The 24,509-nt window shown below is 70.6% G+C and carries 19 protein-coding genes; 6 read left to right on the top strand and 13 right to left on the bottom strand.

The genetic code is table 11. The features are described from left to right. Window positions 1–33: 33 nt before the first annotated feature. Window positions 34–1,404 (top strand): cytochrome P450, encoded by a 1,371-nt coding sequence (locus tag D456_RS0117385; RefSeq protein ID WP_017577459.1) that lies wholly within the window; start codon window positions 34–36, stop codon window positions 1,402–1,404. Between the two features lie 30 nt (window positions 1,405–1,434). Here the strand turns inward: D456_RS0117385 and D456_RS0117390 are convergent, their stop codons facing one another. Both D456_RS0117390 and D456_RS0117395 read right to left on the bottom strand, forming a co-directional pair. Next, on the bottom strand, window positions 1,435–2,397 hold the full coding sequence (locus D456_RS0117390; RefSeq protein ID WP_017577460.1) for a TIGR03557 family F420-dependent LLM class oxidoreductase: 963 nt from the start codon (window positions 2,395–2,397) through the stop codon (window positions 1,435–1,437). 14 nt (window positions 2,398–2,411) lie between these two features. Beyond that, window positions 2,412–4,502 carry a catalase gene (locus D456_RS0117395; protein WP_017577461.1) on the bottom strand — a complete coding sequence of 697 codons (2,091 nt, stop codon included), beginning with the start codon at window positions 4,500–4,502 and terminating at the stop codon, window positions 2,412–2,414. A gap of 213 nt (window positions 4,503–4,715) precedes the next feature. Here D456_RS0117395 and D456_RS0117400 point away from each other — a divergent pair, with 213 nt between their 5' ends. Beyond that, window positions 4,716–5,570, top strand: coding sequence for an SDR family oxidoreductase (locus D456_RS0117400; protein ID WP_026115969.1), 855 nt, complete (start codon window positions 4,716–4,718; stop codon window positions 5,568–5,570). A gap of 66 nt (window positions 5,571–5,636) precedes the next feature. On the opposite strand, the gene D456_RS0117405 is transcribed toward D456_RS0117400, so the two are convergent. Next, entirely contained in the window at window positions 5,637–7,445 is a 1,809-nt protein-coding gene (locus D456_RS0117405; RefSeq protein ID WP_017577463.1) for a thiamine pyrophosphate-requiring protein, read from the bottom strand. Window positions 7,446–7,493: 48 nt separating this feature from the next. Next, window positions 7,494–7,916 (bottom strand): ChaB family protein, encoded by a 423-nt coding sequence (locus D456_RS0117410; protein WP_017577464.1) that lies wholly within the window; start codon window positions 7,914–7,916, stop codon window positions 7,494–7,496. Between the two features lie 267 nt (window positions 7,917–8,183). On the opposite strand from D456_RS0117410, the gene D456_RS0117415 reads away from it, so the two are divergent. Next, window positions 8,184–9,125 (top strand): dienelactone hydrolase family protein, encoded by a 942-nt coding sequence (locus D456_RS0117415; RefSeq protein ID WP_017577465.1) that lies wholly within the window; start codon window positions 8,184–8,186, stop codon window positions 9,123–9,125. A gap of 1,332 nt (window positions 9,126–10,457) precedes the next feature. Here D456_RS0117415 and D456_RS0117420 read toward each other — a convergent pair. From D456_RS0117420 to D456_RS0117445, 6 genes are all read right to left on the bottom strand, one after another. Beyond that, on the bottom strand, window positions 10,458–11,798 hold the full coding sequence (locus D456_RS0117420) for an ABC transporter substrate-binding protein (protein ID WP_017577466.1): 1,341 nt from the start codon (window positions 11,796–11,798) through the stop codon (window positions 10,458–10,460). Window positions 11,799–11,834: 36 nt separating this feature from the next. After that, complete coding sequence (locus tag D456_RS0117425) at window positions 11,835–12,908, bottom strand: branched-chain amino acid ABC transporter permease (RefSeq protein WP_017577467.1); 1,074 nt, start codon at window positions 12,906–12,908, stop codon at window positions 11,835–11,837. A gap of 3 nt (window positions 12,909–12,911) precedes the next feature. After that, a complete protein-coding gene (locus tag D456_RS0117430; protein WP_017577468.1) occupies window positions 12,912–13,763 on the bottom strand; it encodes a branched-chain amino acid ABC transporter permease in 852 nt (283 codons plus the stop codon). A gap of 9 nt (window positions 13,764–13,772) precedes the next feature. After that, on the bottom strand, window positions 13,773–14,489 hold the full coding sequence (locus D456_RS0117435) for an ABC transporter ATP-binding protein (RefSeq protein ID WP_017577469.1): 717 nt from the start codon (window positions 14,487–14,489) through the stop codon (window positions 13,773–13,775). After that, window positions 14,486–15,322 carry an ABC transporter ATP-binding protein gene (locus D456_RS0117440; RefSeq protein WP_017577470.1) on the bottom strand — a complete coding sequence of 279 codons (837 nt, stop codon included), beginning with the start codon at window positions 15,320–15,322 and terminating at the stop codon, window positions 14,486–14,488. The genes D456_RS0117435 and D456_RS0117440 overlap by 4 nt, the downstream gene beginning before the upstream one ends. A 92-nt stretch (window positions 15,323–15,414) precedes the next feature. Continuing rightward, window positions 15,415–18,147 carry a LuxR C-terminal-related transcriptional regulator gene (locus D456_RS0117445; RefSeq protein ID WP_239643878.1) on the bottom strand — a complete coding sequence of 911 codons (2,733 nt, stop codon included), beginning with the start codon at window positions 18,145–18,147 and terminating at the stop codon, window positions 15,415–15,417. Window positions 18,148–18,594: 447 nt separating this feature from the next. Here D456_RS0117445 and D456_RS0117450 point away from each other — a divergent pair, with 447 nt between their 5' ends. Continuing rightward, window positions 18,595–19,740, top strand: a complete 1,146-nt coding sequence (locus tag D456_RS0117450) for a carboxylate-amine ligase (RefSeq protein WP_017577472.1) — start codon at window positions 18,595–18,597, stop codon at window positions 19,738–19,740. A gap of 11 nt (window positions 19,741–19,751) precedes the next feature. Here the strand turns inward: D456_RS0117450 and D456_RS0117455 are convergent, their stop codons facing one another. From D456_RS0117455 to D456_RS0117465, 3 genes are read right to left on the bottom strand one after another with little or no spacing between them, the layout of a single operon-like run. Next, window positions 19,752–21,200: a phytoene desaturase family protein gene (locus D456_RS0117455; protein WP_017577473.1), complete on the bottom strand. Its 1,449-nt coding sequence runs from the start codon at window positions 21,198–21,200 to the stop codon at window positions 19,752–19,754. Between the two features lie 28 nt (window positions 21,201–21,228). Further along, complete coding sequence (locus tag D456_RS0117460) at window positions 21,229–22,197, bottom strand: carbohydrate kinase family protein (protein ID WP_017577474.1); 969 nt, start codon at window positions 22,195–22,197, stop codon at window positions 21,229–21,231. Further along, entirely contained in the window at window positions 22,194–23,453 is a 1,260-nt protein-coding gene (locus tag D456_RS0117465) for an AGE family epimerase/isomerase (protein ID WP_017577475.1), read from the bottom strand. Before D456_RS0117465 ends, D456_RS0117460 begins: the two co-directional genes overlap by 4 nt. Here D456_RS0117465 and D456_RS24425 point away from each other — a divergent pair. Further along, window positions 23,437–23,829, top strand: coding sequence for a lasso peptide biosynthesis B2 protein (locus D456_RS24425; RefSeq protein WP_083904615.1), 393 nt, complete (start codon window positions 23,437–23,439; stop codon window positions 23,827–23,829). The two genes, D456_RS0117465 and D456_RS24425, sit on opposite strands and share 17 nt — an antisense overlap. 44 nt (window positions 23,830–23,873) lie before the next feature. Beyond that, window positions 23,874–24,458: an ABC transporter ATP-binding protein gene (locus tag D456_RS24430; protein ID WP_017577477.1), complete on the top strand. Its 585-nt coding sequence runs from the start codon at window positions 23,874–23,876 to the stop codon at window positions 24,456–24,458. Window positions 24,459–24,509 lie beyond the last annotated feature (51 nt).

Here is a 24,509-nt window from a genome sequence, read left to right on the forward strand (position 1 = left end):
AGGGAAGCGGCCCACCCGGGTTCCGCACACCTGATGACGAGCACCCGACCCTACGGCGAACACGTCCCCGCCCCCGGCTGCCCCACGCAGTACACCCGGCTGTACGAGCCGATCCCGGAATCAGGGCGCGACGCGCTCTGGGCGCGGCTGCGCGAGGAGCACGGCTCCGTCGCCCCGGTCGAGATCGAACCGGGCGTACGCGTGTGGCTGCTGCTCGGTTACCAGGAGAACCTCGCGGTCCTGCAGCAACCGCACGTGTTCAGCCGTGACACGCGACGCTGGCGCGAGGTCGTCGAGGGCCGCGTCGACCTGTCACGCCCCTCGTTCTCCTGGCGCCCCAACGCCCTCTACGCCGACGGTGCCGAGCACACACGCCTGCGCACCCCCATCGTCGACGCCCTCGGCCGGGTCGACATGGCCACGACGGAACGCACGGTACGCCGCATCGCCGACGAACTCGTGGACTCCTTCATCGCAGACGGCCGCGCCGATCTCGTCTCGAGTTACGCCGCGCACCTGCCGGTCCTGGTGGTCAACAGCCTCTACGGGCTCCCCGACAGCTACGGGCACATGCTCGGCGACATCACCTCCATCGTGTTCGACCAGGACGCCAAGCGCGGTGAGGAGGGTGTGGCACGCATGCACCAGTACTTCGCCGGTCTGGTCGCACGCAAACGCAACCGTCCCGGGCAGGACCTGGTGTCGTGGATGCTGCAGCACCCGATCGGGCTCAGCGACAACGAGGTCGCCCACCAGGCGGCCCTGATCAACAACTCCAGCCACATGGCCAGCACACACCTCATCGGTAACACGATGTGGACGCTGCTGACCGACTCGCGCATCCGCACCGCGCACACCGAGGCGCTGGTCCCGGTACAGGCCCTTCTCGACCACGTCATGTGGAGCAACACACCGTTCCAGACCCTGCTGGGCCGGATCGCTCTGCAGGACACCCGTCTCGGCAACGCGCAGATACGCGCGGGCGACGCCCTGCTCCTCGGTTTCGCCCCGGCCCACCTCGATCCGTCCGTCCAGCGCGACGACCACGGGAGCGACACCGGGATCGCAGGCGGCAGCCGGGCCCACCTCATGTTCGGCGCGGGACCCCACGCCTGCCCGGGGCGGGAGCTGGCCCGCATGATCGCATCGACGGCCCTCTCCGTGCTGCACGAGCGCCTGTCCGGGCTGCGGCTCGAGGTGGCACCGGAACAGCTGCGCTGGACGCAGTCCCCGTTCCTGCGCGGGCTGAACGAGCTCCCGGTCACGTTCGTGCCCGCCGCGCCCAAAGGGCCGCAGGAGCCCGACCCGGCCCCCCGGCCCCGGAGGACAGCGACAACCGGCCCGGAGGAACCCGAGGACCTCCTGGACCGGCTGCTCAACTGGTGGCGCGGCCTGCGCGGATGAATCCGCACCGCGACGGCTGCGCCATCGGGGTCAGGAGCCCAGCTCCCGGACCGGCCCGGAGAGCTCGTCCTCGAAGAAGCGGAAGAACCCTTCCGGATCCGGACCGGCGTTGATCAGGCACAGGTGGTCGAATCCGGCGTCGACGAAACCGCGCACCGCTGCCACGTGCCGCTCGGGGTCGGGTCCGTACCCGAAGGCCTCGGCCATGTCCTCCTCACAGACCGTCTCGGTGGCGGCCGCGAAATTGACCGGGTTGGGCAGCTCGGACTGCACCTTCCAGCCGGTCAGCCCGAACCTGAACTGCTTCCGGGCCGACGCCAGGGCCGCTCCGTCGTCGCTCGCCCAGGCCAGCGGCACCTCGCCGTAGGCGGGGCCGGTACCGCCCTTGCGCCTGTAGGTACCGGTGAGTGTGTCGTCGGCTTCCGTGGCGAACAGACCGTCGCCGAGCTCGGCCGCCAGGCCCGCTGCGCGCTCACCTCCGGCGGCGACGACGATCTCCGGCAACCGCTCCGGCAGGTCGAAGATGCGCGCGTCCTCCAGATCGATGTGTTTGCCCTCGTAGGACCGGTAACCGCCGCTCCACAGCAACCGGATGATCTCGATCGCCTCGCGGAGCATCTCGTGGCGTGTGGTCACACTCGGCCACCCCGCACCGATCACGTGCTCGTTGAGGCGTTCGCCCGAGCCGACCCCGAGGGTGAAACGCCCCTCGGACAACAGAGCGGTGGTCGCGGCGGCCTGCGCCACCATCGCCGGATGTTGGCGTACGGTCGGGCAGACCACGCCGCTGACCAGCTCGATCCGCTCGGTACGTTCGGCCATCGCCGCGAGCATCGACCACACGTACCCCGAGTGCCCCTGATCTTCCAGCCAGGGGTGGAAGTGGTCGCTGACCTCCACGAAATCGAACCCGGCGCGTTCGGCACGTACCGCCTGCTCCACGATCTCGCGGGGACCGAACCCCTCGGCGAACAGTTTGAATCCGACCTTCATGAGCTACCCTTCGATCATGCGGGGACCGACGACGTTTCCCGGTCCCAGTGACGATGGCTTTTCACGATCCGGAGGAATTCCGCCACGCTCTCGTCGTCGACGGCTGGTGCCAGCACCACGCCCTCCGTTGTGCGTGTGGTCTCCGCAGCGCCCGGGAACCGGCCGGCCAGAGGCGTGCCCTCGACGATCCGCCGCCCGTCGGCCGCCAGCAGAACGGCCTTGTGGTGTTTGAAGGCCTCCGTGACGAAGTGGCGGGCGAGCCCGTCCTTGCCGAGCTCGGCCACCGAATCGGGTCCGCCGACCACGATCACGGCGTCGTAGACCACGGACCCGACCGTCTTCATGGACCGGTTCGCGGTCAGTACCCCGCCGTCGCGGGTGTGCAGGGCCCCGTCCCGGGTCCCGAGGTACTCCACGTGCGCGTGTTCCTCGGCGAACCGCGCACGCAACGCCTCCGCGTCGGAGGCGTCGACCCCGTCGGAGGCCAACAGGGCGATCTGACGCCCGGTGATGTCGCCCGTGGCGGAGTTGTCCTGGCTGAGCGCGGGCGAGGAGCGGCCGTGGTTCGGGGTCTCCTCCGTGTCGGGCGCTGCGACCCCGACACCTTCTGCCACCTCCACGGCCAACCCGTGGTCGACGTGGTTGAGGTGGGCGACGACCTTCTGCCGGACGGACAGTTCCTCGCACTTGCCGAGCTCGAACCGGAAGGCCTCGAGGAGGTGTTCGCGTTCCCAGTCGGCGAGGCTGTTGTAGAACAGCGTGGCCTGGGAGTAGTGGTCCCCGAAGCTCGCACTGCGCTCACGGATCTTCTCGCCGGCCACACGTTCGGTGTAGTGGCGGAAGACCCCTTCGCCGGCCGTGACCGGGCAGCCGCCGCCCAGTGAGTTCTGCGCGTAGGAGGTACCGCCCCGGTGCACCCGGTGCTGGGCGAACCCGTCGCGCTGGTTGTTGGAGACCGGTGCGACCGGGCGGTTGACCGGGATCTGCTGGAAGTTGGGTCCGCCCAGCCGCAGGAGCTGGGTGTCCAGGTAGGAGAAGTTGCGTGCTTGCAGCAGCGGGTCGTTGGTGAAGTCGATGCCCGGTACGACGTTGGCGGTGTGGAAGGCGACCTGCTCGGTCTCGGCGAAGAAGTTGTCCGGGTTGCGGTCCAGGACGAGTCGGCCGATGGGCCGTACGGGGACCTGTTCCTCCGGGACGAGTTTGGTGGGGTCGAGGAGGTCGAAGTCGAAGGCGTGTTCGTCCGCCTCGTCGACGAGTTGGACACCGAGTTCCCATTCGGGGTGTTCACCGCGTTCGATGGAGTCCCAGAGGTCGCGCCGGTTGAAGTCGGGGTCCTTGCCCTGCACCCGCTGCGCCTCGTCCCACACCAGGGAGTGGGTACCCAGCAGCGGCTTCCAGTGGAACTTGACGAACGTCCCCCGGCCCTCGGCGTTGACGAACCGGAACGTGTGGACGCCGAACCCCTGCATCATGCGGTAGCTGCGCGGGATCGCGCGGTCCGACATGAGCCACATCATCATGTGCATGGTTTCGGGCTGCATGCCGACGAAGTCCCACAAGGTGTCGTGCGCGGACTGGGCCTGCGGGATCTCGTTGTGCGGTTGGGGCTTGAGCGCGTGCACGAAGTCCGGGAACTTGATGCCGTCCTGGATGAAGAAGACCGGCATGTTGTTTCCGACCAGGTCGTAGTTGCCCTGCTCGGTGTAGAACTTCACGGCGAACCCGCGCACGTCACGCGGGGTGTCGGCCGATCCCCGCGACCCCGCCACGGTCGAGAACCGCACGAAGACCGGGGTGGTGACATCGGAGCTGCTGAGGAAGTGGGCGGCGGTCAGGTCGCCGAGCCCCTCGTAGGGGGTGAAGCGGCCGTAGGCGCCTGCGCCGCGCGCGTGCACCACACGTTCGGGGATGCGCTCGTGGTCGAAGTGGGTGATCTTCTCACGCGTGTGGAAGTCCTCCAGGAGGGTCGGGCCACGTGCCCCTGCACGCAGGGAGTTGTCGGTGTCCTCGACCCGCACGCCCGTGTCGGTGGTCAGCGGTTCGGTCGAGTCCGTGCGGTCGTGTTCGAGCTGCTGGTCCTTCGCGTCGTGCCTGTGGCCGGCCATGGATGCCTCCACCGAAGTGATGGGATCGGCGAACCCCGGTAGTCTCTCCCGCCCTGACCGGACCCCTGGCCCGCGAAACCCACCGGAGGCAACTTTGCGGCCTCTTGCCCGGGTCCGGCAAAAGTGCGGCAAGGAAGCGGGGCGGCCGTACATTCCTCCGGTGGCGGATGGGTAGGGGGCGCCCTCCGAGGGACCATCCGAAGAGGAGGAGACATGTCCGAAACACCACCTCCGGCGCAGAGCCAGCCCTATCCCGGACGTACAAAGCCGATGGATCCGCAGCCCCGCGACGAGATGCGCGGGTACGAGGGCCGGGGTCTGTTGGAGGGCAAGCGTGCCCTGATCACCGGGGGCGACTCGGGGATCGGACGCGCGGTCTCGGTCGCCTACGCCAAGGAGGGGGCCGATGTGGTCTTCGGTTACCTCGGGGAGGACGACGACGCCGCGCACACCGTCTCCCTCGTCCAGGAACAAGGGCGGCGCGCGGTCGCGGTACGCGGTGACGTGGCCGAGGAGGAGTTCTGCACCCACCTGGTCCGCAGGGCGGTCGAGGAGCTCGGCGGCATCGACGTCCTCGTCGAGCACGCCGCCACCCAGGCCCCGTTGGACGACTTCACCGACCTGACCACCGAACAGTTGCGCCGCACGTTCGACGTCAACGTCATGGGTGTCTTCTGGACGCTGCGGGAGGCGCTCGAACACATCCCTGACGGGGGCTCGATCGTCATCACGGGCTCGATCAACGGGCTGCGCGGCAACAAGTCCATGACCGACTACGCGGCCAGCAAGTCCGCGGTGATGAACTTGGCGCTCTCGTTGTCCCAGGTTCTCAGGGGCCGCAACATCCGTGTCAACTGCGTGGCCCCGGGAGCGGTGTGGACCCCGTTGATCCCCGCCACCCTCGGCGAGAGGGGTTCGGAGGGGTTCGGTCAGCAGACACCGATGGGCCGCGCCGGCGAGCCGGACGAGATCGCGCCTTCCTACGTGTTCTTCGCCAGCAACCAGCTCTCGTCGTTCTACTCGGGTGAGGTGCTCACGCCCACGGGCGGGGAGATCCAGGGGAGCTGACCCCGAAGGTCCACAGGAACGGGGCGCGGGCCGACCACCTGGCCCGCGCCCCGCCTCCGGTGGGGATCAGCCCCGCTGCGGCAGGTACTCCTGCAGTTTCGTGGCGATTCCCCGAGCGGCCACGCCCCGGGTGTCGGGGTCTCCGGACAGCAACGACTTCGCGGTGTCCACGGCCTGATCGAACTCCACCTGGGGCGGGATCGGCGGGACGTCGCCGTCGCAGTGCACGTCGAGTACGACCGGCCCTTCGTCGGACAGCGCGCTGTGCCAGGCCGGGACGATCTTGTCGGGTTCGTCGACGGTGATGGCCTTCATCCCGACCGATTCGGCGAAACCGGCGTAGGACAGGTCGGGCAGGTCCTGCGAGAAGGTGGTCTTCGGTGACCCGGCCATCGACCTCAGCTCCCAGGTGACCTGGTTGAGGTCGTTGTTGTGCAGCACGCACACGACGAAGCGCGGGTCCTCCCAGAGTTCGCTGTAGCGCTGGGCGGTCAGTAGTTCCATGAGCCCGTTCATCTGCATGGCCCCGTCCCCCACGAGCGCGATGACGGGGCGGTCGGGGTGGGCGAACTTGGCCCCGATGGCGTAAGGAACGGCGCATCCCATGGTCGCGAGCGTCCCCGACAAGGAGCCGCGCATGCCGGGGCGGAACTGGAGGAAACGGGCGTACCAGTTGGTCGCCGACCCGGAGTCGGCGGTGACGATCGCGTTGTGCGGCAGCAGCGGCGAGAGCTCGCGGAAGACCTTCATCGGGTTGATCGGCTCGGCGGCGACCTCCGCCTGGGCTTCCTGGACCTTGTGCCAGCGCTCGACATTGGACTCGACCGTGCTGCGCCAGTGCGGCCGTCCACCGCTGCCGCCGTCCCGGGTGAGCCGGTCGGTGAGCGCGCGGAGGGTGGTCGCGGCGTCCCCGACGAGGTTGACCTCGGTCGGGTAACGCAGCCCGATACGCCCCGGGGCGAGATCGATCTGGACCGCTTTCCTGCCGAAGGGCGGCAGGAACTGGGTGTAGGGCATGTTCGACCCGACGATCACCAGGGTGTCGCAGTCGCGCATGAGCTCCCACGAGGGCCGCGTGCCCAGGAGCCCGATGGAACCGGTGACGTAGGGCAGGGTGTCGTCGAGGACGTCCTTGCCCAGGAGCGCCTTGGCCACGCCGGCCCCGGTGGCGTCGGCGAAGGCCTGGACCTCCCCCTCGGCCCCGCGAGCGCCCTGTCCGATGAGTACCGCGACCTTGTCACCCCGGTCGACGACCGCCGCGGCGCGGTCGATCTCCGACTCCGGCGGCAGGACCTTGCTCGGGGCGACGGGACCGGCCGACGGTTTGCTGGAGGGGACGTTGAGGAAGTCGTGTGTGGGCGGGGAGTAGTCGGCCTCCTGGACGTCCGCGGGCACGATCACCGCGGTGGGGGCGCGCTCGGCCAGGGCGGTGCGCACGGCCCTGTCGAGGACGTTGGGCAGCTGCTCGGGCACGGACACGGTCGCGATATAGGCGCCGGCGACGTCCTTGTACAGGCTGTGCAGGTCGATCTCCTGCATGTAGCTGCCGCCGACGGCGCTCCGGGTGGCCTGGCCGAGGACGGCCACCACCGGTACGTGGTCGAGCTTGGCGTCGTAGAGGCCGTTGAGCAGGTGGACGGCCCCCGGGCCCCCGGTGGCCATGCACACACCGACCCCGTCGTCGAACTTGGCCCGGCCGACCGCTTCGAAGGCCGCCATCTCCTCGTGCCTGCTCTGGACGAACCGCGGGCCGCCCTCCATCCTCCCGAGTTCGGCGACGAGACCGTTGACGCTGTCACCGGGGTATCCGTAGATCTCGGTGACGCCCCAGTCGGACAGTCGGCGCAGCAAGTGGTTGGCGACGCTCTGAGACATACGTCCTCCTTCGGCCCCGGCGTGGTCGGGGCCGGTCGCGCTGGTGGTTCAGGAGCGGCGTCTGCGTCCCGAACCCGAGGTCTGGCGGTTGCTCTCCTTGCGCAGGGCATCGACGAGGTCGCCCTTGTTCATGTTCGACCGGCCCTCGATACCGAGCTCACGGGCCCGCTCGTACAGGTGTTCCTTGCTGGCGTTCTCATCAATGCCCCCGGCGGTCTCCCGGTCCGGCCCCGGGCGTTTGCCGGAACGCGGGTTCTTCGCCTGGGGATCGGAGGGGCCCTTGCTCTGTTTGGGAACCCAGTGATCGCCCTGCTTCTCGTACTGGTGCTTGACCGCGGACATGGCGACACGGTGGGCGCGTTCGCCCTCGCCGTACTCCTCGACGGCACTGTCGTGTGCCTTGATCCAGGTGCGCTGTGCCTTCTCAGGCGAGCGTTTGAGCGTGTCGGGCAGTTCCTGTTTGCCTGGCATACCACTCACCCCCGAGTACGTGGTGCCTGTCGAGGACGGCCCTGCCCCGAGACCCCCCACGGAAAACACCGTGGTCACGCGGACCGGAGCAGGAGCGATCCCCCGCATCCCCGTGTTTCCCCTTCTTCCGTGCGGTCGGAGGCGTTACCGGGACTGGTGGTTCAACGGATGGCGCATGCACGGGGACGACCGCATAGTGGGACGACATCCACCGGGATGTGACACACCGTCACCCCCCGGACCCCCGCTGCACCGAAGGATGGATCAGTGCGAACAACGTCCCCCCTCCCCCCTTCGCAATCGCACACCGACACCCTGCGGCGTTCGTGGACCCGCCGGTTCGCCTCCCGCACCGCCGCCGTCATCGGCGCCGCCGCCGTCACCACTGTCGGCGCCCTCACCCCCGTGCACGCGGAGAACCCGCACGAGCGCGGCCCGGACCCCACCGAGGAGAGCGTCACCGCGCCCACCGGCCCGTTCGACACCGACACCGAGAACGTCTCCTCCCTGGTGAGCGGCTTCGGTGGCGGAACCATCTACTACCCCACCGACGACAGCGAAGGCACCTTCGGCGGTGTCGTCGTCGCACCCGGGTACACCGCGAGCGAGTCGTCGATGTCCTGGTACGGGGAGCGCATCGCCTCCCAGGGTTTCGTGGTTTTCACCATCGACACCAACACCCGCTACGACCAGCCCAACAGCCGCGGGCGCCAGATGGAGTCCGCCCTGGACTACCTGGTCGAGGACAGCGACGTGGACGACATGGTCGACGGCGACCGCCTGGCCCTCATGGGCCACTCCATGGGCGGTGGCGGAACCCTCGCCGCCGCCGAGGACCGTCCTGAGCTGCGCGCGGCGATCCCGCTGACGCCCTGGCACCTGAGCAAGGACTGGTCGGACGTCGAGGTGCCCACGATGATCGTCGGGGCGGAGAACGACAGCATCGCCTCGACGCGCTCGCACGCGGTCCCGCTGTACGAGAGCCTGGACGAGGACCTCGACAGCACGTACCTGGAGCTGCGCAATGCGACCCACTTCGCGCCGAACATCTCCAACACGACCATCGCGAAGTACAGCATCTCGTGGCTGAAGCGGTTCGTCGACGACGACGTCCGTTACGAGCAGTTCCTGTGCCCGGCGCCGGACACCGGCTTCGGCACGGACTTCTCGGACTACCGCGATTCCTGCCCGCACGGCGGCTCCGTCTAGGACGGTCACGCCCCACGGGTCCCCGCACGGTGCGGTCCCGGGTTCCGGCCCGGCGCCGCACCGTGCGCCTCTGTGTCCCGCACCGTGTGCGCGCCGGTCCCGGACCGCCGGATCGGTACAGGTTGGTAGTGTTCGTCGGAGCGTTGGGCGTGGCCCGGCCGGGGCTCCCCGCAGGCGTCAGGTCTGCTCAGCCACGTGAAGGACCGAGCCCCGAAGCACGTGCACGGTGCTGGGTCTCCTTCCCAGAAGAGACCCGGACGCTCAACCACATAAAGGGCTCAGCCCCAGCGCACGTACACGGTGCAGGGTCTCCCCTCACCCATAAGCGACAGGTCCGTTCAGCCACAGTCCTCGCGCGGTGCGTCGCCCCTGGCCGAAGGCCCCCTTGCGCGTTCCGCGTGGTGGTCTCCCCGGCCGTTCTTATGCGGTCTCTGGACGCCCGGAGCCCCTCGACCACCAACGCACGGGGGACGCGTGAGCCCGCGCCTTGCCCTTGAGCTCAACCAGGGGAAGGCCCCTTCCCGCAGGAGTGGGAGAAGGCGCGCGCAGAGCCGCACGTCAGGGGGTGTGACCCCCGGCCACAGACGAAGCCCGGCCCCAGGGGTGGAGCACAGGGTCACAGACGTAAAACCACGAACACTCCCTGAAAAAAGAAGAAGAGTCTGGGACGGGGGGAGCTTGCATCGTGCAGGTGCCTTGGGGCTGAGCCCCTTGTGCGGTTGAGCGCGGACACTCCCTGGGGCGGGGGTTCGTTTCTGTCCCTTCCCTCTCCTTGGGGGAGGGGCCTTCCCCCGGCCGAGCCCAAAGACACGGTGCGGGCTCACGCGCTTCTGTGCCCACATGGCTGATGGGCTCCGGGCGTCCAGAGACCGCGTGGACGTGGCGAGTGAGGCCACCGCGTGGTACGCGCGGAGGCTCCGGGGTTTCTGTGGCACCGGGGGGCGCGCACCCCGCGAAGACTGTGGCTGAGCAGACCTGCCCCCTGTGGGGGAGGGGAGAACCTGTACCGTGCTGCGCTGGGGCTGAGCCCTTCGTGTGGCTGAACATGCCTGTTTCTTGTGGCCGGGCGGACCCAGCACCGTGCACCTGCGCTGGGGCTCGGCCCTTCACGTGGTTGGGCAGAGACACCCCCTTGGAGCAGGGGTTCGTGTCTGTGTCTCCCCCCGCCCCCAGGCACCACAAGAAACCACCACTACCCCGGGCGCCCCGAGCACCCGCAACCGCAGCCACCCGGTTCAACACGCGGCGACGGCCCCGGACACCTTCCGGGGCCGTCGCCGTGGCGGAGGACCCGGACCGTCACACACGAGGTGGCCGATCCGGGCCCGGCCGTCAGTCGTGGAACTCCATCTCCTCGGGAAGGAGCCGTTCGAAACCCTCGGGCTCCTCGATCGCGCCGCCCTCACGGTCGGTCACGCGCGGCCCCTGGACCATCTCGATCCGGTCGTCGCCCTGGTACTGGACCACGTACACACCCTCGTGGCCGCCGTGGTCGCCGTCGGAGGAGGAGAAGGGCACGTGACCGGGCCCCTGCCATTCCTGGTTCTCCAGCGCATCGACCAGCGCCTGCCGGGTCAGGTCCTCACCCGCCGACATCAGCACCTGGGAGAACATCACCGCCTGGGTCATACCGAACGCGTGGGTGTTGGTGATCCGGTCGCCCTCGCCGTACTCGTCGTAGACGGCGGTGAAGAACTGCGCCCACTCGTCGTCCTCGTCCTCGACCCGCGGCATGTAACTGGTGATGAGGGTGTCTTCCAGGAACGCGTCCGCCGAGGTCCCCTCGGCGTCGGTGTCCTGGGTGAACTCCTCCAACAGGCCCTGGAGGGTGACGGTGTCACCGCCGATGCTGGAGACCACCCACTGCGGGTCGTAGCCGATACGCGCGGCCTCCAGCATGCCGAGCGCGGTGAACGCGGGGATGCAGGAACACACGACGACGTCCGCGCCGGCCCGGTCGAGTTCGGCCATCTGCGAGCTCAGGTCGCTGACCTCGGACTCGTAGTGCTCGCGGGCCACGACCTCCTCTTCCAGGTACTGGTCGAGCCCGGCCTGTGAGTCCTCACCGACGTCGTCGTTCTGGTACAGGTAACCGACGCTCTCACCGGAGAAGTTCTCGGCGATGTACTCGCCCTGGACCTTGGCTTCCTTGGTGTAGTCGGTCTGCCAGCCGTAGGTGAGCGGGTGCTCCTCGGTGTTGTTCCAGGCCAGCGCTCCGGAAGCCGGGAAGACGTCGGGCACGCCCTCGTCGTTGAGGTAGTCGATGACACCGCTGTGCGTGGGGGTCCCGAGCCCGCCCATCATCGCGAAGATCTCGTCCTCGATGACGAGTTCGCGGGTGACGTCGATGGTGGTGGAGGGGTCGTAGGCGTCGTCCTCGGCGCGGTAGTCGATCTCACGTCCGTTGACACCTCCTTGGGCGTTGACGTACTCGAACACCGCTGCGGCGCCCTGCGAGACCGCCAGGTAGCCGGGTGCGGCGGGGCCGGTCAGAGGGTGGTGGGCGCCGATGACGACTGAGTCGTCCGTGACTCCGGGGGCGACGTCGAGGTCGACACCGCCGTTCTCGCCGACCTCGCCTGCACCGGTGCAGGCGGTCGCGGCCAGGGCCAGGGCCAGAGCGGCAGCGGTGATCCCGCGTATGCCCTGCCGGTCTCTTCTCTTCTGCGGCATGGTTTCTCTCCTCTGTATCGGGGGCGGAGGGGAAGGTCAGGAGCGCCGGACACGGGCGCGCAGTGTCTGGAGGGCACCCTGCACGCCCAGCGGCCAGAAGCGCAGGACGAGGATCAGGACGACACCGAAGAGGACGAGGGGCAGGTTGTTCTGCACGTCGCTGCCGAGGTTCAGGGTCTCGGCGAGCTCGGAGGCCCAGATCTCCAGGTAGACGACGGCGAACGCGGCCCACAGCGCACCCCACAGGCCGGCGATCCCGCCGAGGACCAGGGCGGCGATCAGGGTCAGGGACAGTACGAGGGAGAAGGAGCTGGGGGTGACGGTGCCCAGGACGTAGGCCTGGAGACCGCCGGCCAGACCTCCCGCGGCGGAGGCGATCACGAACGCGACGACCTTGGTCCGGCCCACCGGGATCCCGGCCATGGCTGCGGCGGTCTCGTCGTCGCGGATGGCACGCATACGGCGTCCGAGGCGTCCGGCAGAGACGGTCGCGAGCAGGGCCAGGCCGAGCAGGGCGGTGAACCAGACCACCAGCGCCTGCCACTGGCTGGTGCTGACGATCCCGTCGAGGAAGGGTGGGGCTCCGGCCATGCGGACGTTGAGCCCGTTGGAGCCGCCGAACAGGTCGTGGTACCGGTGCGCGATCCCGGGCAGCCCGACGGCGAGGATGAGGGTCGCGCCGGCGAGGTAGGGCCCGTGCAGGCGCGCGGTGGCCGCACCCACGGCGATGCCGGCGATCACGGACACGGCGATGACGATGAGCAGATTGGTCGCCAGCGGGAGCATCGGCAGGTGGAGGACGAGCAACGCCATGCTGTAGGCGCCGATCATCATGAACGCCCCGTGTCCGAGGGAGACCTGTCCGCTGCCGCCGACGAGCAACTGCAGTCCGGCGAGGGCGAGGAAGGTGTAGCCGACCGCGGCCAGGCGCAGAGCGGTGAGGTCACCGGTGACCATGAGCAGTGCGGTGACCAGGGCCAGTGCGGCCGCGGCAGCGAGGAGGTTGCGGGCCGGGAGCGGCAGGGCACGTCCACGGCGGCCGGGGGGCTGCGGGGGCGTGGACACGGCGCCCGTGGGCCGGTCGGCACGCTGTCCGGTGGTGGTGGACATGGGTCAGACCTTTCGTGCGGTCGGTCGGGCGAGGATGCCGTCGGGGCGCACGCTCAGCACGACCACGACGATGACCAGGGCGGAGAGCGTGGCGAGCTCGGAGCCGAGGTAGCCGGACACGTAGGAACCGCCCAGGCCGATGAGCATCCCGCCGAGGATCGACCCGAAGGGGTTGTCGAGGCCGCCGATGACGGCCGCGGTGATCCCGAAGACGAACACGGTGTCGAACACGTTGGGGGACAGGAACGGCGGCCCCGCGAGCATCCCGGCGAGCGCGCCGATGGCGGAGGCGATGGCCCATCCGGCGGTGAGCATGAGCCCGACCCGCACACCGCTGAGCCGGGCGGCCTCGGGGTGGTGGGCAGCGGCGCGCATGCGCAGGCCGAACGGGGTGAAGCGGTACAGGAGGAACAGGAGCACGGCCACGGCGGCGACGGCACCGACCGCGAAGGCGTCTGCGGGTGAGAAGCGGCCGACGTAGCTGAACGCGTAACCGAAGCCGTGTTGCTCGTTGCCCCAGACCATGCCGACCACGCCCTGGACGACCAGGAGCATCCCGAGGGTGACGATGATGCCGTTGAGCGGCGACACCCGCGCGATCGGCCGCACGACCAGCCGTTCGGCGGCCGCGCCGACCGTCAGACCGGTGGCGAGCGCGGCGGCGAAACCGATCCAGTACGAACCGGTGAGCTGGGTGACGGCGAGAGCGGCGTAGACCGACAGCAGGGCGAACGCCGGTTGGGCGAAGTTCACCAGTCGGGTGGCCTGGTAGATGATGACCAGGGACAGTGCCAGTGCCGCGTAGGCCGCCCCGGTCGCCAGCCCGTTGAGGGTCAGGTTGATGAAGTGGGTCATGGGTGCTCCTCAGAAACCGAGGTAGGCGTGGCGCGTGCGGTCGTCGGAGAGCAGGTCGTCGGAAGCTCCTTCGGCCGCGAGCCGTCCCTGGTCGAGGACGAAGCCGTGGTCGGTGGTCGAGAGGGCGCCGGCGGCGTTCTGTTCCACGAGCACGACGGTCAGCCAGGTGCGGTCGCGCAGGTCGCCCAGCAGGGTGAAGATCTGTTCGGTGATCATCGGGGCGAGCCCGAGGGAGGGCTCGTCGAGCAGGAGAACGCGGGGGCGGGCCATGAGGGCACGGCCGATGGCGAGCATCTGGCGTTCACCCCCGGAGAGGGTTCCGGCGGGTTTGCCTCGCCTCTGCTCCAGGGGCGGGAAGAGGTCGAGGACCTCGGCCATGGTGTCCGGGTCGTGGCGGCCCCGCCAGATCCCGCCCAGGCGCAGGTTCTCCTCGACGGTGAGTTCGACGATGACGCCGCCGCCCTCGGGCACGTGCGCGAGGCCCTTGGTGACGGCCCGTTCGGCGGGCAGGTGGGTGATGTCCTCCCCGTCGAGGGTGACCCGTCCGGACGTGGCCGGGTGCAGGCCGGTGAGGGTGCGCAGGAGGGTGGACTTGCCGGCCCCGTTGGCGCCGAGGACTGCGTAGAGCCCGCGTTCGGGCACGTCGAGGGTGACCCGGTCGAGCGCGCGGACGGCGCCGTGGTGGGCGGTGAGGTCCTGGACCTGCAGGAGGGGCTTGTCGCTCATGGGGTGTCTCCGTTGCCGCTGTCGGGGTCGGCGTTCGGGCCCTCGGTAGAGGGGTCACCGGCCGGGTTTCCGAGGTAGGCGCGGGTGACGGCGGGGTCGGCCCGGATCTCCTCGGGGGTGCCGGTGGCGATGACCTCGCCGAAGTCGAGGACGACGATGTGGTCGCACACACGCATGACCAGGTCCATGTGGTGTTCGACGAGGACGACGGCCATGTCCCGGCTGAAGGTGTGGATCTGCTCGGCGAGGGCGTCGACCTGGTCGCCGGACAGGCCGCTGGCGGGTTCGTCGAGGAGCAGGAGTTCGGGGTCGCTGACGCACGCGCGGGCGAGGGCGACCTGTTTCTGCAAGCCGTAGGGCAGGGTGCTGGGCAGGCGGTGGGCGTGTTCGGCGACACCGAAGGAGTCGAGTGCGGCCAGGGCGCGTTCGCGCAGGAGGCGTTCGTCGCGGTGGTGGTGGCCGAGGCCGGTGAGTAGGGAGAAGGCTCCCCCGCGGGCAGTGCGGTCGGCGCCGACGACGACGTTGTCGAGAACGGTGAGTTGCGGGAACAGGTTGAGCCCCTGGAAGGTGCGGGAAATGCCGGCGCGGGCACTGTGGTGGGCGCGGCGGGCGGGCACGGGTACGCCCTTCCAGGTGAGGGTTCCCTCAGTGGGGCGCAGGACCCCGGAGAGCACGTTGAAGAGGGTGGTCTTGCCGGCTCCGTTGGGTCCGATGAGGCCGACGACGGAGCGGGGGGCGACGTCGAGCCCGACGGCGTCGAGGGCGGTCAGGCCTCCGAAGCGGACGGTGATGTCTTCCGCCTCGAGGAGGTCGCCTGCGGCTGTCGCTGTCATGGTTGTGCTTCCTCCAGGTCGCCGTTATGCGTACCGACCAGTTGGTATGAAACGGGTCCGCGGGGGTGCGGTGGGCCGGTCCTGCGGGGGCGTCAGTTGAAGAGCCGGGCCAGGTCCACCCGGGACCGGATGTTGAGCTTGCGGAAGATGCCGCGCAGGTGGTGCTCGACCGTGCGCGGGCTGATGAACATGTGCGCGGCGACCTCCCGGTTGGTCGCTCCCTCGGCGACCAGGCGGGCGATCTGCTGTTGCTGCGCGGTGAGTTCACTGGCGGCGGGCAGGTCGGGTCCGCGATCGGCGGTCCCGAGGGCACGCAGCTCGGCGCGGGTCTGGCGGACCCACAGGCGGGCACCGAAGCGCTCGAACGACTCCTGTGCGTTGTGGAGGTGTTCGCGGGCCCGTCCGGGTAGGCGGGCCCGGCGCAGATGGGCGCCGAAGAGGAGCTGGGTGCGGGCGTGCTCGACGTCGTCGTCACCGCCGGTGCGGTGCAGAGCCAAGGCGTTCTCGAAGTACTCGGTGGCTTCGTCCCCGCTGCTGAGCAGGCCTTCGCACCGGGCGGCCAGGGCGAGTGTGCTGGGGCTCTGCACGGACTCGGCCCAGCGGCGGTACCCGGCCAGGGAGGCCGCCGCCCACTCGGCCTCGCCCATGCGGGTGGCGGCCTCCACGAAGTGCGGTGCAGTGAGCATGCGCATCGTGGGGTGGCCCTGTCCGGGGCCGGCGTTGGCCAGGGAGCGCAGCCGGAGGAAGGCCTCGGCGGCGTTACCGCGCGAGAGCTCCAGCACGGCCGACCCCCAGGAGGCGACGGCGGCGGCCAGACCCAGGCTCTTCTCCCCCGCCTGCGCTGCCACGGCCCGGGCGCGGAGCTGACAGGTCTCCACATCGCCCTGGATCGCCGCGACCATCGCCAGGGACGCCAGGTGATGGGTGGCCCAGATGCTCTGGCCGCTGCTGCGCGAGGCCCGCAGCCCGGTCAGTGCGGTGCCGGCGGCGGAGGGGAAACGGCCGCTCCAGAACTCCGAGAAGACCAGGAAGCCCAGGGCAGCGGGCATGGTGGCCCGTTCGCCGCGTGCCTGTCCGCCCTCGACGGCACGGGTCATGACACGGTGCACGAACGGGTCGTCGCCCAGGCGCAGCCCCGCGATCCCGGCCCAGATGAGCTCGGAGGGGCCCGCGTCGCCGTCGGCCAGGTGCAGCGCCCGGCGCAGGATCGGGGTGGAGCCGCGGTAGTCGCCCCGGAAGGAGACCGCGCATCCCTGGAGGAAGTCGACCATGCGGTGCATGGTCTCGGGATCGTCCGGACGCACCAGCGGCAGGGCCAGATCCACGGCGTGCCTGTGCCGGACGGGATCGCCGGCCAGGGAGGCGGAGTCGGCCGAGCGCACGAAGGCACGCAGGGCCAGGTGACGGTCGTGCGGGACGAGTTCGCGTCCGACCCGGAGCAGGCGTTCGGCCACGTCGATGCTGTTCTGGTCCCGGATGGCCAGTTGTGCGTCGATGAGGTCGACGATGGCACGGCGGCGGTCGCTCACCACCAGGGGGCGGGCCCGCGCGAGGAGGTCGGCGGACCGGCCCGTGTCCCCGGCCATGCAGGCCTGGTAGGCGGCCGAAGCGGTGCGGCAGGCACGGGTGTCGGGGTCGGGGGTCAGGCGTGCTGCACGCTCGTAGGCCAGGGAGGCGGCGCGACGTCCGTCGACCCGGCCCGCGCGGCGTGCGGCCTTCTCCACACCGTCGGCCAGATCCGAGTCGGGGCCGGCCGCGCCCTCGGCGGTGTGGCGGGCGAAGGCGGCGGGGGCATGGACGCGGTCGGTCACGGCGGCCAGGGCCCGGTGGGCCTCGCGGGCGCGGGAGACAGGGGCGTCCTGAGCGAGGGCATCGCGCAGAAGGGGGTCGGTCAGGTGCACGGTGTCGGCCCGCACCCGGACCATGCCGCGTTCCTCCGCCGATTCGAGGGCCTCGGGGTCGTGGGCGTCCGCGGCCGTGAGCAGGTCGCCGAGGCTCACGTCCTCGCCCAGGGCAGTGAGCAGGAGGAGATGGCGGGTGGCCGCGGGCAGGTTCCGCACGGGTTCGAGGATCCGGGCCCGCAGGCGTACGGGGAGCATGAGGGGCTCGGGCAGCGGGGAAGCACCCCCGAGCTGGTCAGGGGTGAGGGCACCAATGTGGCCGAGGACGGCGGCCGGGTTGCCGTGGGAGGCGGCCACGAGCGCCGAGCGCACCGGTTGGGCCGGTGTGGCGGGCGCGGTGTCCGTGAGAACGTCGTGCACCGAACGGGTGTCGAGCGGGGCGAGGACGTGTTCCTCGACACCGGACACGAGGGGGCGAGGCCCGCACGGGGTGGATTCTCCGGTCGTGGTGCGGTCGAGGGCGTCGCGAGCGGCCATGACGAGCGCGACCCGGGTGGAGCCCAGGCGGCGGGCGACGAAGGCGAGCGCGTCCAGGGAGGACCGGTCGATCAGGTCGGCGTCGTCGACGACGAGCAGGAGCGGGCGCTCCTCAGCGGCCTGGGTGAGCAGGTCGAGCAGGCCGGTGCCGAGGACGAAACGGTCGACAGGGGTACCGTGCAGCAGGGCCTCGCGCACGTGTCCGCGCCGGGGTTCGGCCAGAAGGCCGACGGCTGCCTCGACCGGGGTGAGCAGGCGTTGGAGGCCGGCCATGGGCACGTCGGTCTCGTCGTTCACGCCCGCGGTGGACAGGACGGTGAAGTCGTCGGTGTCGGCACGGACATGGTCGAGCAGGGCCGTCTTACCCGTTCCGGGGCCGCCGGTCAGGAGCAGCGACGTGCCTCGCCGGGCCCTGGCGCTGTCCAGTGCGGCACCGAGGGTCCGCATTTCTGTGTCCCTCCCCCGGAGGCGGACGGTCTGGGGGATCGTGAGCATCGCGTCCACGTGCTCACCGTTACACACGGGGACGGCGCCCCGGCAGGTGCGCTCGGGCACACTGGTGGTTTCACCGATCCCCCGCCGGAGTGCGCCGTTCGGGGGCCGGAAGGTGCGCACGACGGGTCGGGCGGACCCCGAAAGCCCATCCCCACCTGCATTTCCGAATGTGATCCGCAACACCTGACCGTGTGGCGCGGGACTCCTGACAGGACACCGGAGCCCTTGCGAGTTATCACAACGTTACGTGCGGGTACCCCCGACCCCGCGAGGCAGACAAAGGGAACATAGGAGACAAAGACTCCAGCGATAACCCTTTGTGTTCCCCGCGACACTGTCGCCGCCGCCCCGACCCGGATTGTCCGGAGCGGGTACCGACAGCAGGAGGGACCGCCATCCGTGGAGCACCACTCCCTGGCCGCACACGATCACCGGAGCCTCCCCGTCCCGGCACCCCCGCCCACGTTCGGGATCGAGGAGGAGTTCTTCCTCGTCGATCCCCGCACCCGCCGCATCACCTCGCGGGCCGACGAGGTCCTCGCCGACAACCGCAACCCGCACCTGTGCGGTGAGTTCAGCCAGACCCAGCTCGAGGCCAGCAGCCCCGTGTGCACCACCAGTACCGAGGCGCACGAGTTCCTCGTCTCCACCCGCCATGCGCTCGCCGAGGCAGCCGATCGCTCCCGCCTGAGGATCGTCGCCTCCGGGAGCTCCGTCCTCGGCGACCCCGCCGCCGCCCGCCTCAGCGACGGGGCGCGTTACACCGCCATGGCCGACCACTACGGGGCCCTGTGCGACGCCCACGTCGTCTGCGGATGCCACGTGCACGTGGGCGTTCCCGACCGGGAGAGCGCCGTGCGGGTCAGCGACCACATGCGGCGGTGGCTGCCCTCCCTCACGGCCCTGGGCGCGAACTCGCCCTTCCACGACGGCCGCGACACCGGGCACGCGAGCTGGCGCACCATCACCTGGAACCGGTTGCCCTCGGCCGGTCCTCCCCCGCTGCTGCGCACACTCGAGACACACGACCGGACGGTGCGGGCACTCGCACACAGCGGCGCGATCCTGGATCCGCACATGGTCTATTGGGGCGTGCGCCTCTCCGATCACCTGCCCACCCTCGAGATCCGGGTCGGCGACGTCGCCGCCACCACCGAGGAAGCACTGCTCATGGCTCTGATCGTGCGGGGACTGGCCGCCCGCGCGCTCTCCGACGTGCGCCTGGGCCGGCCGGCACCCGAGATCTCCGGGGCCGCTCTGCTCGCCGCACTGTGGCGGGCCGCGCGCGACGGGTTGGAAGGAGATGTGCCCGACCCCCTCACCGGCGATCTGGTCCCCGGTCACCGGGCCGCCGACCACCTGCTGCGCGCCGCGCTGCCGGGGTCCGCGCCCGACGACGCCGACCTCGCCGCAGTCCTGCTGGAACGGGTGCACAGGGCCGGTTCCGGCGCCGCGCGCCAACGCCGCGCCTACGACCGCCGGGGCAGTCCCGCCGACGTCGTCGACCTGTTGATCGCACAGACCCGCGAGGGTCTGCCCGCCTGAGCAGGCGCAGGTCAGGGCGCCAGATCGGGCACGTCGCGCACCCCGAACTCCCGGCGCAGCGCCGACAACGCCGCCAGGTACCCCGAGACACCGTGCACGCCGGGTCCAGGCGGGGTCGAGGACGAACACAGGTAGACCCCGCCCAGAGGGGTCCGGTACGGGTCGACCGCCGGGACCGGACGTGCCAGGGTCTGCCACACCGTCATCGCACCGGCGGCGATGTCTCCACCGACGTGGTTGGGGTTGTACTCGGCCATCCGCGCCGCCGGGACACCTTGCGCGGCCACGATCGTGTCGGTGAACCCGGGCGCGAAGGTCTCGATCCGGCGCCGCACAAGGTCTACGGGGTCACGGGGGTCGCCGTTGGGCACGTGTGCGTACGCCCACACCGGGCGCAGGCCGTCGACCTCGCGGGAAGGGTCGGTCACGGCCGGGTCGACCAGGAGCACGAACGGTTCCTCGACCCGGCGCCCGCGTGCGGTCTCCGACTCGGCGTGGAACATCTGCGCCTGGGTCCCGCCCAGGTGCACCGTTCCGGCCCGGCCCACGTCGTGGTCGGACCAGGGCACCGGACCGGAGACCACGAAGTCGGCCTTGGCCGCCCCGGGGGCGTACCGGAACCGGTCCAGGGCCGCACGGTAGCGGTCCGGCAGCAGGTCCCCGCCCATGTCGAGCAGACCGCGGGGGGCCACGTCCAGCAGCATGGCCCGGGCCGGGGGCAGTTCCCGCAGGTCGGTGACCTCGTGCCCGGTGCGGATGCGGCCACCGTGGGCGAGGAGGTCCGCGACCAGGGCGTCGGCCACGGCCGCGCTTCCGCCTTCGGGGATCGGCCATCCTCCGGGGGTGTGGGCCAGGTGTCCGAGCAGGAGTGAGACCGCCGACCCCGGCAGCGAAGGCAGCGGTCCGATGACGTGCCCGGCCACCCCGGTGAGCAGCGCCCGTGCCCGCTCGGTGCGCAGCGGTCCGCCACCCGCGCGCTGGGCCAGCACCCGGGGGCCGAGAAGCGCCGCGGCCCAGGGGTCGGCGGGCAGGGAACGCAGGTCGGACAGGACCAGGTCGGCCGCCCCGCGTCCCCGGTCGACCAAGGGTTCCATGAGACGGCGCCACCGGGGTCCGTCCTCACCGAGTTCGTCGCAGGTGCGTTCGAGGTCGGTGTAGGCCAGGCCGGCGCCGCCCTCCGGCATGGGGTGGGCGTAGGCGAGTTCGGGCCGCAGCATGCGTACCCCCCGCGCGGCGAGGTCGAAACGGCGCATGAACCGCGACGGCCACACCATCGGGTGCACCGCCGCGCACACGTCGTGGACCACGTCGGAATCGAGCAGCGGCAGGGTGCGCAGGCCCCCGCCCGGGGTGTCGGAGCGCTCGTACACCTCCACGCTCAGACCGGCGCGGGCGAGGGTCACCGCGGCGGCGAGCCCGTTGGGCCCGCTACCGACGACGACGGCGTCGGCCTCGCTCATCGCTTCCCCTCACTCATGTCGCGTCGGATCAGCCCGTCCTGTCGGGTGTACCCAGCTCGGCCTCGGTGGGCGGGTCGGCGCCCACCCGGGTGACGGTACGTGCGGCGGCTGTGGCGGCGTGGGTCAGCAACGCGTGCAGGTCGCCCTCGTCCAGTCCGGCCAGGCGTGCGGCGGGGGCGGACCCGAGCCGTCCGGTGCGGTCGAGCCAGTGCAGGAGCGCACCCATGAAGGAATCGCCGGCCCCGACGGTGTCGGTGACCTCGACCTTCGGGGCCGGCACGACCACCTCGCTCCCACCGTGCACGGCCAGGGCGCCCTCGGCACCGAGCGTGACCACGACCAGGCACGGGCCGAGGCCGGCGATCGCGCGGGCGGCGCGTCCCGTGCTCAGGTCCGGGAACAGGAACGCGAGGTCCTCGTCGCTGGCCTTGACCAGGTGCGCCTGTGCGAGGTGGCGCAGGGCGAGCGCGCGGGCGGTGTCGGGGTCGCCGATGACGTCCCCGCGGATGTTCGGGTCGATGCTCAGCGTCACCTCACCGCGGGCGGCCTCCCTGCCCATCAGCGCTTCGATGAGGGTGGCTCCGGGTTCGCGGAACAGGGCGATGGAGGCGGCGTGCAACGCTGTGGCCGAGGGCGGCAGCTGCTCGGGGAGTTCGTCGGGGCGCCAGAACCAGTCGGCGGCGTCGGCCATGCGGAAGTCGTAGTGGGCCGATCCGTCGTCCCGAACGGTGGCCATGGCCAGCGCGGAGGGCTCCTCGGCCTCGATCAGCCCGCCCGGGTCCAGCCCCTCGGCGAGCAGGCGGGCCCGGATGCGGACTCCGAATTCGTCGGATCCGATGCGGGCCAGCAACCGGGTGGGCACCCCGAGGCGAGCGGCGGCCACGGCGGTGTTGGCCGGGCCCCCGCCGGGTGCGGCGCGCAGGAGGTCGGGGCCGTGCGGGGTGGGCAGCAGGTCCATGACGTTCTCACCGACCACGGCGAGGCGCGGGTCGCTCAAGGGGTCCTCCCGGGGGTCGTCGTCGGCAGCAGGCCTCCGGCCACGGAGGGGGCGAGCACGCCTTGGGGCAGCAGGACCGCCTGATAGGCGTGATAGGTGTCCGGTTTACCCGACCAGACACCGCCGGCGGGGCGGCCCTCGGGATCGAGCTCGTGGTGCCAGCCGCCGTGCTCGGTGTCCACGTGGTGGCGGGCCGCGTAACGCCACCAGCGCTCGTAGAGCCCGCTGCGCTCGGCGGTCCCGAAGCGGTGGTCCAGGGCCCAGGCCGCCATGGTGGCCTCGGCGACGACCCAGTGCATGCGCTCACGCACGACCGGGGTGTCGGACCAGTCGAGGGTGTAGGGGAACCCGTCGCTGCCGTCCGCCGCCCAGCCCCGCTCGGCCGCGTGGTCGAAGAGGGCGCGTGCGTCGGTGTGCAGCCACTCGGGCACGGTGTCACCGGCTTCCTCCAGGGCCACGGCGAGGTGGACGAGCAGACGCGACCACTCCAGCAAGTGCCCGGTGGTGCTGCCGAAGGGGCGGAAGGGATGGTCGGGCCGGTCGCGGTTGTAGTCGGGCAGGGCCTGCCAGTCGTGGGTGAAGTGCTCAGGCAGGCGCCACCCGTGCTCGCGCGCCACCCCGTGGACGAGACGTTGCGCGATACGGAGGGCGCGGCGGGTCCAGCGGTGGTCACCGGTGGCGTCGGCCGCGGCGAGGAAGGCCTCCACGGCGTGCATGTTGCTGTTGGCGCCGCGGTAGTCCTCGGTGGAGGTCCAGGAGCGGTCCCAGCTCTCCCGCAGGGCGCCGGCTTCCTCGTCCCAGAAGTGTTCCTCGATCACGCCGAGCGCCTGCTTCAGGAGGTTCCGTGCCCCGGGCCGCCCGGCGACGGTGGCCGAGGCGGCGGCCAGGACCACGAAGGTGTGCGGGTAGGCGCCCTTGCGCGCCCGCTGGTCGTGGTCCTGCGACGCGGGGTCTCCCGGGACGGCCTCGTGCCAGCCGCCGTGCTCGGCGTCGCGCAGCGGACCGGACGCCAGCGCGCGGACCCCGTGGTCGGCCAGCCGTCCCGCCCGGGGTTCGCCGCGCAGATCGGCGAGGGCGAAGACGTGGGTCATGCGCGCACAGATCCAGGTCTCGGTGGGCCGGTCGGTGACGAGCTCACCCCGGTCGTCGAGCCAACCGAACCCGTCGGGGGCCGCGGAGGCGCCGGCGAAGGCGTACAGGTCGTGTTCTTCCTGCCGGAGCCAAGCGGGATCACCGGGGATGGGGTGTGCGGTCAACGGACGCTCTCCTCCGTCGTGGACGAATGCGCGCCAACGGTATCGGGACCGGTCCCCGCCTCGGAAGACCCCGTGTCCGGCCTGTGGACAACGGTGGAAACCCGCGCAGACGCTCCGCGCCCGTTCCCACGTGGTTGACGCTAGCCTGCGTTGCGCCGGCCCGCGGTGCCTGGAGCGTTCTGTGGCCACCGCCTTGCTGTGCCGGTTGCGTGGTTCATGGCCGGACTGGTGCACCGGGGTCGCGTTGGAGCCCTTCCGCGTCCACGCCTGGGTCGAGGCCGAGGGAAACGGTGTCGGCGAGGGCGATCGCGAACTGGCGCTCTTCACCACCACCATGCGGGTCAGTAGGTCGGCCCCGAGCGAACCCGAAGAGTAGGGCTAGGCCTAGTGCCGCCACCGGAACAGGCGGGGGAAAGTGGTGTGTGCATTGCCTTAGGGGAAAAGTTCGCTTTTCTGTTCTACGCGTGGATGGTGGTGGTCAGAATCAAATCGGCATTCGTGTCGAATTTGACTCACGTTTTCGGAGATAACGAAAACGCTGTCGTAGCGCTCGACGAGGTCACATGGGACTTCAGGGACGGGACTTTCACTGCGGTCATGGGCCCCTCCGGGTCAGGCAAGACCACACTACTGCAGGCCGTGGCTGGACTGAACAAGCCCACATCGGGCGAGGTGAGCATCGCAGACACCCGCATCGACCAGCTGCCCGAGAACGCACTCGCGGTAATCCGCCGGGAGAGCGTGGGTTTCGTGTTCCAGGAATTCAATCTCCTGCCGGCGCTGACCGCCCATGAGAACATTACCCTGCCCTTGCGCCTGGCCGGAAAGCCCTTGGACCAGGGATGGTTCGACCAGATTTGCGCTCGGGCTGGTATCACCGACCGTCTCGACCACCTGCCCCGACAGCTTTCCGGGGGGCAGCAGCAGAGGGTAGCCCTGTGCCGGGCCCTGGTGAACAAACCCCGTCTGCTCTGTGCAGATGAGCCCACCGGCGCACTGAGGTGATCTCAGCGAGTTTTATGCCAGGCGCCCGTGTTCGAAGTGCGTGAGGACGAG

Origin of the sequence: Nocardiopsis kunsanensis DSM 44524, assembly GCF_000340965.1 — a bacterium.
In the GTDB taxonomy this organism is placed as follows: Bacteria; Actinomycetota; Actinomycetes; order Streptosporangiales; family Streptosporangiaceae; genus Nocardiopsis; species Nocardiopsis kunsanensis.